Source organism: Nonomuraea sp. NPDC051191 (assembly GCF_044455665.1).
Classification (GTDB): Bacteria; Actinomycetota; Actinomycetes; order Streptosporangiales; family Streptosporangiaceae; genus Nonomuraea.
Map to the genome: position 1 here is coordinate 183743 of NZ_JBITEZ010000003.1, position 13254 is coordinate 196996.

General features: G+C 69.7%; 12 protein-coding genes. 9 read left to right on the plus strand and 3 right to left on the minus strand.

All coding sequences use genetic code 11. The annotated features are described in order from the left end of the window. The first annotated feature begins 8 nt into the window (after window positions 1-8). The 8 genes from ACIA8R_RS09265 (at window position 9) to ACIA8R_RS09300 (ending at window position 9353) form a co-directional block, all read left to right on the plus strand. Window positions 9-950, plus strand: coding sequence for a glycosyltransferase family 2 protein (locus ACIA8R_RS09265; RefSeq protein WP_357699278.1), 942 nt, complete (start codon window positions 9-11; stop codon window positions 948-950). After that, entirely contained in the window at window positions 947-1750 is an 804-nt protein-coding gene (locus ACIA8R_RS09270) for a polysaccharide deacetylase family protein (protein WP_357699276.1), read from the plus strand. Before ACIA8R_RS09265 ends, ACIA8R_RS09270 begins: the two co-directional genes overlap by 4 nt. Then, window positions 1743-3059, plus strand: coding sequence for a lipopolysaccharide biosynthesis protein (locus ACIA8R_RS09275; protein WP_397037554.1), 1317 nt, complete (start codon window positions 1743-1745; stop codon window positions 3057-3059). The genes ACIA8R_RS09270 and ACIA8R_RS09275 overlap by 8 nt, the downstream gene beginning before the upstream one ends. A gap of 1250 nt (window positions 3060-4309) precedes the next feature. Continuing rightward, a complete protein-coding gene (locus tag ACIA8R_RS09280; protein WP_397037556.1) occupies window positions 4310-6412 on the plus strand; it encodes a hypothetical protein in 2103 nt (700 codons plus the stop codon). Between the two features lie 70 nt (window positions 6413-6482). Further along, window positions 6483-7688: a DUF418 domain-containing protein gene (locus tag ACIA8R_RS09285; RefSeq protein ID WP_364084546.1), complete on the plus strand. Its 1206-nt coding sequence runs from the start codon at window positions 6483-6485 to the stop codon at window positions 7686-7688. A gap of 76 nt (window positions 7689-7764) precedes the next feature. Beyond that, window positions 7765-8103: a winged helix-turn-helix domain-containing protein gene (locus tag ACIA8R_RS09290; protein WP_357699269.1), complete on the plus strand. Its 339-nt coding sequence runs from the start codon at window positions 7765-7767 to the stop codon at window positions 8101-8103. After that, on the plus strand, window positions 8103-8369 hold the full coding sequence (locus ACIA8R_RS09295; RefSeq protein WP_357699267.1) for a hypothetical protein: 267 nt from the start codon (window positions 8103-8105) through the stop codon (window positions 8367-8369). The genes ACIA8R_RS09290 and ACIA8R_RS09295 overlap by 1 nt, the downstream gene beginning before the upstream one ends. Window positions 8370-8378: 9 nt before the next feature. Continuing rightward, window positions 8379-9353 carry an NAD(P)-dependent alcohol dehydrogenase gene (locus ACIA8R_RS09300; RefSeq protein ID WP_397037558.1) on the plus strand — a complete coding sequence of 325 codons (975 nt, stop codon included), beginning with the start codon at window positions 8379-8381 and terminating at the stop codon, window positions 9351-9353. Here ACIA8R_RS09300 and ACIA8R_RS09305 read toward each other — a convergent pair. Continuing rightward, window positions 9343-9807, minus strand: coding sequence for a DUF2867 domain-containing protein (locus ACIA8R_RS09305; protein ID WP_364084554.1), 465 nt, complete (start codon window positions 9805-9807; stop codon window positions 9343-9345). The two genes, ACIA8R_RS09300 and ACIA8R_RS09305, sit on opposite strands and share 11 nt — an antisense overlap. A gap of 52 nt (window positions 9808-9859) precedes the next feature. Between ACIA8R_RS09305 and ACIA8R_RS09310 the strand changes: the two genes are divergently transcribed. Beyond that, window positions 9860-10438: a TetR/AcrR family transcriptional regulator gene (locus ACIA8R_RS09310; RefSeq protein WP_397037560.1), complete on the plus strand. Its 579-nt coding sequence runs from the start codon at window positions 9860-9862 to the stop codon at window positions 10436-10438. Window positions 10439-10631: 193 nt separating this feature from the next. On the opposite strand, the gene ACIA8R_RS09315 is transcribed toward ACIA8R_RS09310, so the two are convergent. Together ACIA8R_RS09315 and ACIA8R_RS09320 are read right to left on the minus strand one after the other, a co-directional pair. Next, window positions 10632-11414, minus strand: coding sequence for a class I SAM-dependent methyltransferase (locus tag ACIA8R_RS09315; protein ID WP_397037562.1), 783 nt, complete (start codon window positions 11412-11414; stop codon window positions 10632-10634). Window positions 11415-11768: 354 nt separating this feature from the next. Continuing rightward, window positions 11769-13169: a xylan 1,4-beta-xylosidase gene (locus ACIA8R_RS09320; RefSeq protein WP_397037564.1), complete on the minus strand. Its 1401-nt coding sequence runs from the start codon at window positions 13167-13169 to the stop codon at window positions 11769-11771. Between the last annotated feature and the right edge of the window lie 85 nt (window positions 13170-13254).

The following is a 13254-nucleotide window of genomic DNA, read 5'->3' on the forward strand; positions in this document are numbered from 1 at the left end:
GAACCGTTGTGAACACGTCTGTTGTCATCTGCGTCTACACAGAAGAGCGCTGGGAGGACATCAGGCAGGCAGTCGAGTCGGTCGAGAACCAGAGCCGCCCGGCACACGAGCTGATCCTGGTGGTCGACCACAATCCGGACCTGCACCTGAAGCTCAAGCGCACCTATCCACAGGCCATTGTGGTGGAGAACACGCACGAGCAGGGGTTGTCCGGCGGCAAGAACACCGGCGTGGCCACGGCCACCGGTGAGATCGTCGCGTTTCTCGACGACGACGCGGTCGCCGAAGCGGGGTGGCTGGAGGCTTTGGAGGAGGGCTTCCAGGAATCCGGTGTGGTGGGCGTGGGCGGGCGTACCGACCCGTTGTGGGCGTCCAAGCGCCGGCCCCGCTGGTTCCCGTACGAGTTCGACTGGACGGTCGGGTGCACGTACCGCGGCATGCCCGCGGTACGTGCGCCGATCCGCAACGTCATGGGCGGAAACGCCGCCTTCCTGCGCGAGGTCGTCGCCGAGGTCGGCGGCTTCCACAGCGGCATCGGCCGCAGCGTGCAGGGCCGCAAGTCGCGCCCGCTGGGCTGCGAGGAGACCGAGTTCTGCATCAGGCTGAGCCAGCGCAAGCCGGGCTCGGTGATGTTGTTCGAGCCCCGCGCGGTCATCGGGCACAAGGTGTCCAGGCAGCGCGAGGGCTTCGCCTACTTCAGGTCCAGGTGCTACGCGGAGGGCCTGTCGAAGGCCCTGGTCACGCGGGAGGTCGGCACCCAGGACGGGCTGGCCAGCGAGCGCGCCCACGCCATGAAGACGCTGCCGCTCGGCGCGCTTCGCGGGGTGGGCGACGCCCTGCGCGGCGACCTGTCCGGGCTCGGCAGGGCCGCGGCGATCGTCGTCGGCCTGGCCTGGACGACCTGGGGTTACGTGGTGGGCACGGCAAGGCTGAAGGCGGCACGCTCATGATCCGCATTCCGATCCTGATGTACCACTCGGTCAGCGACACCCCCAACGACGACACGCGCCCGCACGCCGTGCGGCCGTCCGACCTGGCCGAGCAGCTCGCCTACCTGTCGGAGAGCGGGTTCACCCCGCTCACGCTGGGCGACCTGGTGGCCGCGCTGAACAAGATCGACGGCCGTACGGTGCCGGAGAAGCCGATCGTCCTGACCTTCGACGACGGCTACGCCGACTTCCACAGCCAGGCGCTGCCCCTGCTCGACCGCTACAACTTCCCGGCCACGGTCTTCCTGACCAGCGGCTGGGTGTCCGACGCGGGCAAGGACGCGGCGGGCCGTCCACTCGACGACATGCTGTCGTGGGGCCAGGCCCGCGAGGCCGCCCAGAACGGCATCGAGATCGGCGGCCACAGCCACAGCCACCCGCAGCTCGACCAGCTCCGCACCGACGAACTGCGGCAGGAGCTGCGCAGGAACAAGGGCCTGCTGGAGGAGAAGATCGGCGCGCCGGTCGCCACCATGGCCTACCCCTATGGCTACTCCAGCGCCCGGGTCCGCCACGAGGTGCGCAAGGCCGGCTACTTCGCCGCCTGCGCCGTGAGCAACACGATCGCGGCCGACCGCCACGACATGCTCGCCATCCCCCGGCTGACGGTCGGCAAGCCGACGACCATCAGCATGTTCAGACGCGCCGTCGAAGGCAACGCCGTACCTCTCATCTACCTGCGCGAACGCATCCTCACCAAGGGGTACGCGGTCGTCCGGCGGACGAGGTACGGGCTGCAGCGGGTGCGCGGAAATGTCTAGCCTGCGGGAAAAGATCCTCCGCGACCTCAGCAATCCGCTCTTCCGCCAGGGTTACGCCCTGATGGCCAACACGGTCGTCACGGGCACCCTCGGCATGGGCTACTGGCTGCTGGCGGCGCACTTCTACACCCCTGAGGAGTTCGGGCGCGGCCAGGCGGTGATCACCGCGATGCGGCTGTTCGCGTCGCTGACCGCGCTCGGCTTCGTGGGCGCGCTGGCCCGCTTCCTGCCGGTGGCCGGGCGGCGTACCCCCGAGCTCATCCTGCGCGGCTACGGCCTGGCCGCCGCCACGGGCGGGGTCGCGGCGCTCGGCTTCCTGCTGACGCTGCCGCTGTGGGGGAAGACGTACTCGGTGCTGGCCGGCTTCGGGCCAGGGCTGTTCTTCCTCGCCTCGGTGCTGGTGTGGGCCGTCTTCACGCTCCAGGACGTCGTGCTCACCGGGTTGCGCAAGGCCACCTGGGTGCCGGTCAACAACCTGGTGTTCGGGCTGGTCAAGATGGGCCTGCTGGTCGCGCTGGCCAGTGCGCTGCCCGACGGCGGGATCTTCGTCTCGTGGATGATCCCGACCGCGCTCGCGCTCATCCCGGTCAACTGGCTGATCTTCGGCGTCGTGGTGCCCCGGCACGTCAAGAGCCTCGGCACCGCCCACGAACCGCCCCGGCTGCGGCAGATCGGCCGGTTCCTGGCCGGTGACTTCCCCGGGACGCTGTCGATCCTGGCGATCGTCTACCTGGTGCCCGTGGTCGTGGCGACCAAGGTGGGCGAGGCCACGTTCGGGCGCTTCTCGATGGCCCACACCCTGGCCAGCATGATCGAGCTGCTGGCCATGAACATGGCGGTGTCGCTGACGGTCGAGGGGTCCTTCGATCGTTCCAAACTGGCCCTGAACTGCCGGCGGGCGCTGCGGCGCGGCTTCATGATCGTGACGCCGATCATCGTGGTCGCGATCATCGGGGCGCCGCTGATCCTGACCGTCTTCGGCGCCGAGTTCGCCGACGAGGGGTCCACGCTGCTGCGGCTGATGGCGCTGGCGGTGCTGCCGCGGGTGCTGATCGAGGTGTACCTGAGCGCGCTGCGGGCACAGAGTCACGCGCGCACGCTGGCGCTGGTGCAGATCGGGCTGGCGGTGCTGGTGCTGGTGTCCACGGTGGCGCTGTTCCCCAGCTTCGGGGTGAACGCCGTCGGCTACGGACTGCTCTTCAGTGAGCTGCTGGTAGCACTTTTGATCTTCGGAAATCTACGCAAAATACTCAATTTTGGTGAAACTGGGCAGCCGACTGTCACTCAGGGGTCGTCCGGGGCCGCATGATGGTCAACGTGAGGCAACGGGACGGCGATGGCATGACTAAGGGGAAAACCGGCTCTCCCGACGTTCGCAAGGACGCCGGTGAGGAGACAGAGGCACCCTTCGATCCGGAGGCCACGGGGGTGATCCCGCGGCTGACGTTCGACGGCGGCCAGGAGGGCGCGTCCGACGAGGACGCCGCCGGCTCCTCGGATTCGGATTCGGCTGATTCCTCTGCCGAAGTGAACGCCGACGCGACGACGGCCTTCCGCATCCCCGGGAACGTGCACATCGGCCACCCTCCCACGGCTGACGAGCCCTCTTCCGGGCCTCCGCAGGCGTTCGCGGAGCGTGGCGCGGAGGCGCAGCCGAAGACTTCCGGGCCCAACGCGTTCACCGCCAGGGCGCCGCACGCACCGGCCCCGTCCCCGGAGGGGGCGGCGTCGGGTGGTCCGGCTTCGGCCCCGAAGGGGTCGGCGGCGGCTGGAACCATGCCCATGTCGACCGCGGAGCCCTCTCAGGCCCCCGCCTCCGGGGGTGCCAAGAGTCCGGCTCCCGAGGCGTCCGGCGAAGGCGCGGCGGGTTCGGAGACGGCCGCACACCCCGGCTCGACGGCCCCCGAGGGCGCCGGTGCGGCCGGTGCGGGAGCGGGCCGTGCGGGTACCGCCGACGTGACGAGCGAAGGCGCGTCCGGCGCTGGTGCCGGTTCCGAGGGAGCCGGTTCCACGGCGGGCCGACCTGGTGGGGCGAGCCCCGAGGCGACGAACGCCAGTAGGACCAGCGCCAGTGGGACCGGTGCCGGTGAGGCCGGTGCCAAGGTCGCCGGTGCTGGCGGTGCTGCCGGCGAGGTCGGCGAGGTCGGCCGTGATGGCGAGGCTGAGGGTGAAGGGCCTGAGGCCGGAGAGGCTGACGGCCGGACCGTCGCCTTCCGCGCGCCCGGTTCCAGGACGACCGTTGCCGGTGCCGCCGGTGCCGGTGCGGCTAATGGTGGCCCGGCTGGTGGCGCTTCCGCTGGTGGCGTTCCCGGAGGTGGCGCTACCGCCGGCGGTGCTTCCGGGGGTGGTGCCGCCGAGGGGGGTGCTTCCCGTGGCGGTGTTGCCGGGGGGCCGGGGGTTGCGGTTGTGGGGGCTCCGGTTGGGGCTCCGGTTGTCGAGCGGGTCGACGTACCCGCAGGTAAGGGACCGGGTTCCGGAGGCGCGCCCGTCGCTGCGGGGCAGAAGGGCAGGGTCGCCGGGGGGCGGGTCGGGGCGCTGATCGCGAGCGCGCCCAAGTGGTTGCCCGTCGTCCTCGTGCTTGAGGGCCTGCTCATGTACATCCTCGCCCTGCGCGTGCCCCCGGGCCCGCTGCGGGGTGTGGACCCGGCGAACATCAACGGCCTGGGCCTGATCTCGGCGCTGCCCACGACGGCGTTCATCGCCATCCTGATCATGATCGCGTCGTTCTTCGTCACGGTCGCCCAGAGCACCGACCGCAAGTTCCTGCTGCTGTTCCAGATCGCCGCCATCACGTTCGCCCTGCACGGCGCGGGCGCGCTGGTGGCCAGCGAGCCGCGTTTCCCCACGGCGTACATCCATGCCGGTTTCGTGGAGTTCATCTCCCGGACGGGCGAGACCGCGATCAGCATCGACGCCCGCATGGGCTGGCCGGGCTTCTTCGCGTTGTTCGCGTTCGTCACCAAGGCCGCCGGCATCACCGACATGACGACGATCCTGCAATGGACGCCGCTGCTGTCGAACCTGCTCTATCTGCTCCCATTCGTCCTGATCCTGCGTCAGGTGGTGGCGACGACGCGGGCCCGTTGGTTCGCGGCGCTGCTGTTCATCCTCGTGCAGTGGATCGGGCAGGACTACTTCTCGCCGCAAGGGTTCACGTTCGCCCTTTATCTGGCGTTCGTGGCGATCCTGTTGCGGTGGTTCGGACGGGTGGAGCCGCGTACGAAGCCGGTGCCGCCCAAGGGGCTGCGCAAGCTGCTCGGCAAGCTCGACGCGATGACGCCCGGCGAGATCGTGAACACCGGCACCTACCGGGCCGACAAGCTGCTGATGCTGCTGATGCTGCTGGCGCTGTTCTTCGCGTCGGTGGCCTCGCACCAGATCACGCCGTTCATGATGATGGGCGTGGTGACGGCGTTCCTGATCTTCAAGCGCACCTCGCTGTCGTGGGCGATGCCGTTCTTCCTCGGGCTCGTGACGCTGGCGTGGATCAGCTACATGACGGTGGGGTTCTGGGCGGGCCAGATCGACGCGATCTTCGGCGGTCTGGGCAAGATCTGGCAGAACATCGGCAGCGCCACCTCCGACCGCGTCGAGGGCAGCGACCCCGCGCACGCGATGGTGCTGCAGGCGCGGCTCGGCATCCTCGGGGTCATCCTCTCGCTGGCGGCGGCCGGGTTGTTCCGGCGGCTGCGGCGCGGGGTGTTCGACCGGTCCGCGCTGATCCTGCTGTGCGTGCCGGTGCTGGCGCTGGGGCTGCAGAGCTACGGCGGCGAGATCGGCCTGCGCATCTACATGTTCGCGCTGCCGGGCTCCTGCCTGCTGGCCGCGTACGCGTTCTTCCCGAACCTGCCGGCCGACAGCGCGGACGTGCGCGAGGAGACCGTGCCGCTGCGCAGACGGAACGTGCGCTTCAACCCCGAGCTGACCAGGAAGCTCTCGGTCGTGCTCGCGGCCTGCTTCGCGGTGCTGTTCGCGTTCGCGTTCCTGCTGGCCCGGTACGGCAACGAGAAGTTCGAGCGGGTCACCACCGGCGAGGTGGCCGCCCTGCACTACGTGTACGACCACGACAAGCCGAGCGCCAAGGTGCTCTACCTGGTGCCCAAGGAGGGCCCGGAGGTCACGCCCACCCTGCCGTGGGGCGAACGGGACGTCGAGCTGGTCAACTTCGGCGTGCAGGCGCTGGTGCACAAGGACCCGACGCAGATCGCCGACGCGGTGGCGAAGCTGAAGGAGCAGCCGCGCAACTCGTACCTGATGGTGAGCCGTGGGCAGGTCAGCTACCTGCAGCTCAACGAGGGCTTCCCCGAGGACTGGGGGCAGCGGTTCCGGGCCGCGCTGGACGCCTCACCCGACCTGAAGAAGGTCTTCTCCAACGAGGACGCCGCGCTCTACACGTGGAAGAAGTTCGTGAAGGGGACGGAGATCCCCGATCCGAACCCCTACAAGGGCCGTGGCGACCCCACCTCACCGTGGACGCCCGTCGGCATCGGGGCGCTGGTCGTGACCTGGGTGGCGCTGTTCGGCTACGAGGTCATCGGGTTGAACGGGCCGAACCGGGCGCGACGGGCGCGCAGAGGGCTGATGTTCCTGGCCATCCCGGCGTTTTTGATCTCTGTAGCAGTGATCATTGAGAGATTCATCCACATAGCACTAAATAACTGAATTCACAGGAAACGCTAAGGTTTTGCGGGATGATGTACGCCTGATGAGGACACAGGAGACACTTCCCGCCATGCCCGACGCACGACTCGCGGCCGCGAGGATCACTTCTGTAGACGCCCTGCGTGGCTTCTCCCTGCTGGGGATCCTCGTCGTCAACATCGCCTTCCTGGCCTCCGGCTACCGGATGGCCGGGATGGCGGAGCCCGGCTTCGACTCCTCGCTCGACTGGGTCGTGCGCTGGCTCGTGACGCTGTTCATGGAGAACAAGTTCTACCTGCTGTTCTCCTTCCTGTTCGGCTACAGCTTCACGCTCCAGCTCGACTCGGCCGTACGGCAGGGGCGGACGTTCGTGCCGATGTTCCTGCGCCGCCTGGCCGGGCTGCTGCTGCTCGGCCTGGCCCACGCGGTGCTGCTGTTCCCCGGCGACATCCTGACGACGTACGCCTTCGTCGGGATCGCGCTGCTGGTGCTGCGCAGGATCGGCCCCAAGACCGCGATCGTGCTGGCCGGGCTGCTGACGCTGATGCTGGCGTTCGGGTTCCTGATGCTGGCCCTGCTGGCGATGGTCGGCCTCGACGCGTCCGGCACGGTCGCCGAGGGCACCGCCGAGGCCGCCAGGTCCGACACCGCGCTCGGCGGGGTGTTCTGGCAGATCATCTCCGAGCACATGCGCAAGCTGTCGCTGATCGTCCTGCTGCGCGTGCTGTTCCAGGGGCCGGCAGTGCTGGCCGCGTGCCTGATCGGGCTGGCCGTCGGCAAGCTGGGCGTGTTGCGGAACCTGTCGGCGCACAAGGTGGCGCTGCGCAGGTTGCAGTGGACCGGGTTCACGGTCGGCCTGACCGGCGCCTTCGTCTACACGCAGTCTGCCTGGAACGGCACGGTGAACAAGTTCCTGGGCGAGGCCGTGGACCTGGTGACCGCGCCGCTGCTGGCCGCCGCGTACGCGGCCACGTTCCTGCGGGTGCTGCCGTACCTGCCGCGGGTGGGCCGGGCCCTGGCGGCTCCCGGACGGATGGCCCTGTCGAACTACCTGGGCCAGTCGCTGATCTGTTCACTGATCTTCACCGGCTACGGCCTGGCCCTCGTGGACCGGGTCAGCCCGGCCGTCGAGGTGCTGATCGCGCTGGCCATCTTCGTCGTCCAGGTGCTCTACAGCCACTGGTGGCTCAAGGGACACCGGTACGGGCCGGTGGAGTGGGTGCTGCGCTTCCTCACATACTGGCGCAGGCCCACGAGCGAGCGGCGCAAGGCCCGCGGCTCCGCACAGATCGCCTGAAACTCGTCTGTCCAAACCGTCCTTGGGCGAGGTACGCTCGGACGTGTAAGGAAAACCTTTCACGTGACGGGAAATCATGACGGATGCCGGGCCGACCGGTGACGAACTGGTCGAGATGCTGGCGGCGCTGGCCAACCCCCTGCGGGTGCGCATCCTCGCGACCCTGTCCGCCGGCCGCGACTACGTGAGCCATCTGGCCCGCGAGATCGGCGTCAGCCGTCCGCTCCTCCACATGCACCTGCGGCGGCTCGAAGCGGCCGGCCTGATCGTCGGCACGCTGGAGCTCTCCGAGGACGGCAAGGCCATGAAGTACTACGAAGTCACCGACTTCGACCTCCACCTCACCGCCGCGGCGCTGGCCGAGGCGGCCAAGACCCTCACCGCGCCCGACCCGGAGCCCAAGGAGCGCCCCTGATGCCCACCGCCTGGCCCGAGGTGATCTTCATCCTCGGCGTGCTGCTCGTGACCGGCTTCCTGATCTGCCTGGTCATCGTCGGCCTCTTCGACTTCCGCAAGGCGAAGCTGGAGGCCATGCAGAAGGACGATCTGCGTCGGCTGGTGCACCGGTTCGAGCAGCTCGCCGAGAACACCCTCGACGCCCAGCAGCGCTCGGCCGCCGACCTGGCCGAGCTGCGCGCCCGTACGGCGTCGATCGAGCAGATCCTGAGAACCGTCGAGTAGGAGCGTGCCATGAAGGCCATCCGTTACGCCGCCTACGGGCCGCCCGATACCGTCATCGAGCTGCGAGAGGTCGACCCGCCCGCGGTCGGCGACGACGACGTGCTGGTCCGGGTGCGGGCGGCGGCCGTCAACCCCGGCGACTGGCACTACGTGCGCGGCCTGCCGTACGTCATGCGGGCCGTCTCCGGGTTGCGCCGGCCAAGGTTCGGCGGGCTCGGCATGGACCTGGCCGGGCAGGTCGAGGCGACCGGCCGCAACGTCACCCGGCTGAAGATCGGCGACGAGGTGTTCGGCCACTGCCAGGGCGCCTTCGCCGAGTACGTCGCCGTCCCGCAGGACAAGGCGCTGCTGGCGAAGCCGGCCGGTACGACGTACGAGCAGGCGGCGGCCGTGCCGTCGGCGGCGCTGACCGCCTACGAGGCCCTGGCCACCAGAGGCGAGGTCAAACCGGGACAGAAGGTGCTGGTCATCGGCGCGGCGGGCGGGGTGGGGACGTTCGCGGTGCAGATCGCCAAGGCGCTGGGCGCCGAGGTGACGGGCGTGTGCAGCGGCGGCAAGGCGGAGCTGGTGGCGTCCCTGGGGGCAGACGAGATCATCGACTACACCAGGCAGGACTTCGCCCACCACACCGGCCGCTACGACCTCATCCTTGACAACGTCGGCGACCGGCGCCTGTCGGACTGCCTGCGAGTCCTCACCCGTACCGGCACCTACATCCCCAATTCGGGCTCCGGCGGCGGGGCCTTCCTCGGGCCGTCCGGGCGCATCCTGCGCGTGCTCGCGGCCAAGCCGTTCGTCCGGCAGCGCCTGGTCAACTTCGTCACGGCCGAGGACCGGGACGCGCTGGCCGCCGTACGCGGGCTCGTCGAGGCGGGCGAGGTCGTCCCGGTCGTCAGCCGGACGTACCGGTTGGACGAGGTGCCGCAGGCCGTCGCCCACGTCGAGCAGGGCCACGCCACGGGCAAGGTCGTCGTCACCCTCTAGGCGCTCCCAGGCGGCGCTGGGCGGAACGGAGCATGGCCCGGACGACGATCGGGTGCACCAGGCGTACCGGCCAGAAGTAGAGCCGGCCGCGCCACCCCTTCAGCCGGACCGTGGTCGTGACCCGCACGAGCCGGGCCTCCCGGTCGACCCCCACGCCGCAGCGGAAGTCGAGATGCCGGTCGTCGGCCGCGATCAGCGCCTCGTCCCCCTCGACGCGGCCGACCCGGAAGACGTCGCGCGGCGCGCGCGGGATGCCGATCAGCGGCACGATCGCCTGCCGCAGCCCCATGGCCGCGGTGATCCAGCGGGGCATCGACCTGATCGAGAAGATGGTCTTCGCCCAGACCCGCGGATCGTCGGTCGCGCGGGGCGGCAGCACGCCGACGATCATGTCGGCGTAGTCGGGCGCGGGGATGTCCTCCAGGGCGGACGACCAGTAGACGGGTGTTCTCATGACGCCTCCATACGGTGCCGTATGGTCAGGACTATACGGTACCGTATGGCAAATGGCGCAAGGGGGCCGCAGGATCACGGCGGAACAGTGGGTGGACGCCGCGTACGCGCGTTTCACCAAGATCGGACTGGACTCGGTGCGGGTCGAGGCCGTCGCCCGCGACCTCGGCACCACCAAGGGCTCCTTCTACTGGCACCACGCCGACCGCGGCGCGCTCGTCCGGGCCGTCATGGAACGCTGGGAGGCCGAGGAGACCGAGCACATCATCGCGGCCGCCTCCGCCGAGGCCGAGCCACGCGCCCGGCTGCGCGCCCTGTTCGGCACGGTCGCGGCCCGCGCCGGGCGGCGCGGCGGCGAGAGCCGCCTCTACCTCGACGCCGAACACGAAGGCGTCGCCGACGTCGTCACCCGGGTCACCCGCCGCCGCGTCGACTTCGTCGCCGGGCTCCTGGTGGAGCTGGGCTTCGGCGCGGAGGAGGCGGAACGGCGCGCGCTGCTCGCGCTGGCGGTGGTGCTCGGATTGCAGCAGCTCGAACGTGGCACGCGGCCGCACATCTCCTTCGATCACGCGCTCCTCACCGAGACCGCCTTCACGATGGCCGTCACACCGCCGCACGCCCAGGTCGGCTGAGGGGGTTCGGGCGCGAGCGGCCTGCTCGGGTGTCCGGACCGCTCGGATGGTCCGGCCGCTCAAGCCCCTGGGCCGTTCACGATGTCGGGCCGTTCAGGCGTACGGGCCGGTCGGTGTCCGGGCCGCTCGGGCGTCGGGCCGGTCAGGCGTACGGGCCTGTCAGGTGTCTGGGCCTGTCAGGTGTCTGGGCCGGTCAGGTGCCTGGACCGTTGCGTTGTAGTTCCAGGAAGTCCTGGTCGCAGCTCAGACGGTAGCCGTCCGGGGTGCGGAAGTGCTCCTGGAGGTAGGCGGCGACCTCGTCCACGACGGGCGGCTGCGCCAGCGGGACCACGTTGAGCATGAACTGCGCGACGGCCAGGGCGGTTTCCAGGTCGGGCATGGTGACGGAGGCCGGGTCCGTGCTGATGCCGATCTCCCATTCGGCGCCGGCGGTGGCGGCGAAGGCGCGTCCGAGCGCGTCCAGGTCGTAGCGGTGCCCGGTGAAACGCCGCAGCAGGCGCATGCAGTCGCTGTCGGGGTTCTGCATGACGACCACGGTGAAGCCGCCCTCGGCGGTCCAGGAGGCCAGCCGCTGGAGCTGATGCAGCCAGGACTCCTGCGGGATGTAGTACAGGACGTGCGCACACAACACGAGGTCGGCCGACTCCCCCGGATCGGCGACGGCAACCCCCTGGCCGAGGACGGTCGCCTCAGGACACCGCCTGACCAGTTCCGCCCGGAGGTGCTCGTTGGGCTCGATGGCGATGGTCCGCTCGAAGCTGGGGGCCAGCCAGGCGGTGGTCTCGCCCGTCCCCGCGCCGGCGTCGATGAGCGTACGGCGGTGGGGCAGCCGGTCCACGACCCGGCCCAGTTCCTCGCGGGCCCGGATCTTCTGGTCGGTGTGGGCCAGGAAGGTGGCGAAGGCGGCGTCGTAGGCCGCGCTCATCGGGTCGAGAAGGTGCACGATGGGCGGCTCGGCGTTGCTGCTGTCGGTCATCACGGCCCCCGGCATCACAAGTCGGTCACTTTCAGCTTATGGAGCACCACTCTACGTTCCCGTCTGCCTGGATCAGCGGAGTGGTGGACCGTGCCGGGCGGACGGCTGGTTGGGGGGCCGTGGCGCGAACTCGGGCGGCGGGTCGTCGTGTTCGCAGCGTCAGTACGCCACGCCAGAGCGTTCGACCGGTTCGACCTGTTCGTCCTGTGGTGGCGGTAGTCGGTCGCTCTTAACCTGAGGCGCAAGGCTCTCCGCAGGCCCACCCGGTGGCCACGCAACGACACGCATCACCCCTGAGGGCCGAAGGCCCCCTCCCGGGTGGGCTCCAGCAGGCCCACCCGGTGGGGGAGGTCGTCAGGTGCCGCCTCTGCCGGCCCACTTGATCTCGTACGCCCCCAGCGTCACCGCCCTGCCGTCCACCGTGGCCGTGACCTCCCGGTCGGACGTGTTCACCATGACGACCTGCTGCTCCTGCGCCAGCACCTTCACTTTGGGATCGGACGACGTCACCGCCCCGTCGAGCCGCGCCCCCGCCGGGAACCACCGGGTGAAGCCGCTCAGCAGCCCCGCCATCGGCATCTCGTCCCCCCGCCCGGGAGCCCACAGGCAGCCGGGGCAGTCACCGGAGCCCTTCACCTGCGGGTTCCAGTACAGGGCCGTGGTGACGCCGCTCCTGGCGAACTCCATCAGCGCCGCCGCCTGCACGGCCGTGCGCCGCTCCTCGCTCCACCCCGAGTTCTCCGGCTCGACGTACCACTCGGCCCACCAGACGGGCAGGTCGTCGCTCTTCTGCCGCAGCCACGTGGTGATCGCGCTGAACTTGCCGAGCGCGCCGAAGTCGTCGGGAACGTTCCCCTTGTCGGTCGTCATGGAGGCGCCGTCCACGACGACGAAGTCGGCGCCCTTCTTGTTCTGGATCCAGTACTCGATCGCGTCGAGCGCCCGCTGGTCGACGGTTCCCCACGGGCCCTTCAGCTCGGAGGCGCCGTCGCCCGAGCCGCTCTCGATCGGCATGTACGGCCCGCCCACCTTGATCTGCGGGTCCACCTTCTTCAACGCCGTGTAGACCTTGTTGTACAGCTGCGTGTATCCCTCGACGTCCCACCGGTTGGTCGACGGGTCCCAGAAGCCCTTGAACTCGTTCCACACCATGTAGTACTTGACGGTCGGATACTGCCTGGCCACCCGCGCGGCCAGCTTGGCGTAGTCGTCGAAATGCTCTGGTTTGGGAGCGACGGTGTGGTTCTTGCTCCAGTCGGTACGTCCGGGCTGCCCGCCCTTCATCCAGTCGGGCGCGCAGCACAGGGTGATCACCGGCACGGCCCGCGACGACGCCATGAACGTCAGCCGCCGGTCGAGGTCGCGGAAGCTGAACTGGCCGGGGCTCGGTTCGGGGTTGCCCACCCCCCAGCCCATGATGTGCTGGTTCTGCAGCATCGGCACCCGTCCCAGCATGCCCCTGGCCTGCTCGACGACCTGCCGCGGCTCGGTCTCCGTGCTGTACTGCGTGTGCGTGACGCCCCAGCGGGGCCAGTTCTGGAGCACGGGCGGCTGTTCGAGCTGCGGCGGGGCCTGGGTCGGCCCGACCTCGGCCACCTCGCCGCCCTTGTAGCCCTTGTCGCCCACGCGCGAGCTCGACCGGACGCCCGCGTAGATCATGATGCCGACGACGAGCACGACCGCGAGGATGCCCGCCCCGAGGGCGATCGGCCATGGCGACCGTCTGCGCGCGTGTCTGCCGTCGCTGGGAATCACGGAACGCTCCTTACCATCACGCAACGTATCAAGAACCGGGCAGTGCCCAGCCCTTATGACGGTAATCGTCCCGCTTGCAGCAGAC

What these genes read in the sequence shown, in the direction of transcription:
- ACIA8R_RS09270 (WP_357699276.1), top strand. Translation starts at nt 947, where the DNA reads ATGATCCGCATTCCGATCCTGATGTACCACTCGGTCAGCGACACCCCC.
- ACIA8R_RS09275 (WP_397037554.1), top strand. Translation starts at nt 1,743, where the DNA reads ATGTCTAGCCTGCGGGAAAAGATCCTCCGCGACCTCAGCAATCCGCTC.
- ACIA8R_RS09285 (WP_364084546.1), top strand. Translation starts at nt 6,483, where the DNA reads ATGCCCGACGCACGACTCGCGGCCGCGAGGATCACTTCTGTAGACGCC.
- ACIA8R_RS09290 (WP_357699269.1), top strand. Translation starts at nt 7,765, where the DNA reads ATGACGGATGCCGGGCCGACCGGTGACGAACTGGTCGAGATGCTGGCG.
- ACIA8R_RS09295 (WP_357699267.1), top strand. Translation starts at nt 8,103, where the DNA reads ATGCCCACCGCCTGGCCCGAGGTGATCTTCATCCTCGGCGTGCTGCTC.
- ACIA8R_RS09300 (WP_397037558.1), top strand. Translation starts at nt 8,379, where the DNA reads ATGAAGGCCATCCGTTACGCCGCCTACGGGCCGCCCGATACCGTCATC.
- ACIA8R_RS09305 (WP_364084554.1), bottom strand. Translation starts at nt 9,807, where the DNA reads ATGAGAACACCCGTCTACTGGTCGTCCGCCCTGGAGGACATCCCCGCG.
- ACIA8R_RS09310 (WP_397037560.1), top strand. Translation starts at nt 9,860, where the DNA reads ATGGCGCAAGGGGGCCGCAGGATCACGGCGGAACAGTGGGTGGACGCC.
- ACIA8R_RS09315 (WP_397037562.1), bottom strand. Translation starts at nt 11,414, where the DNA reads ATGACCGACAGCAGCAACGCCGAGCCGCCCATCGTGCACCTTCTCGAC.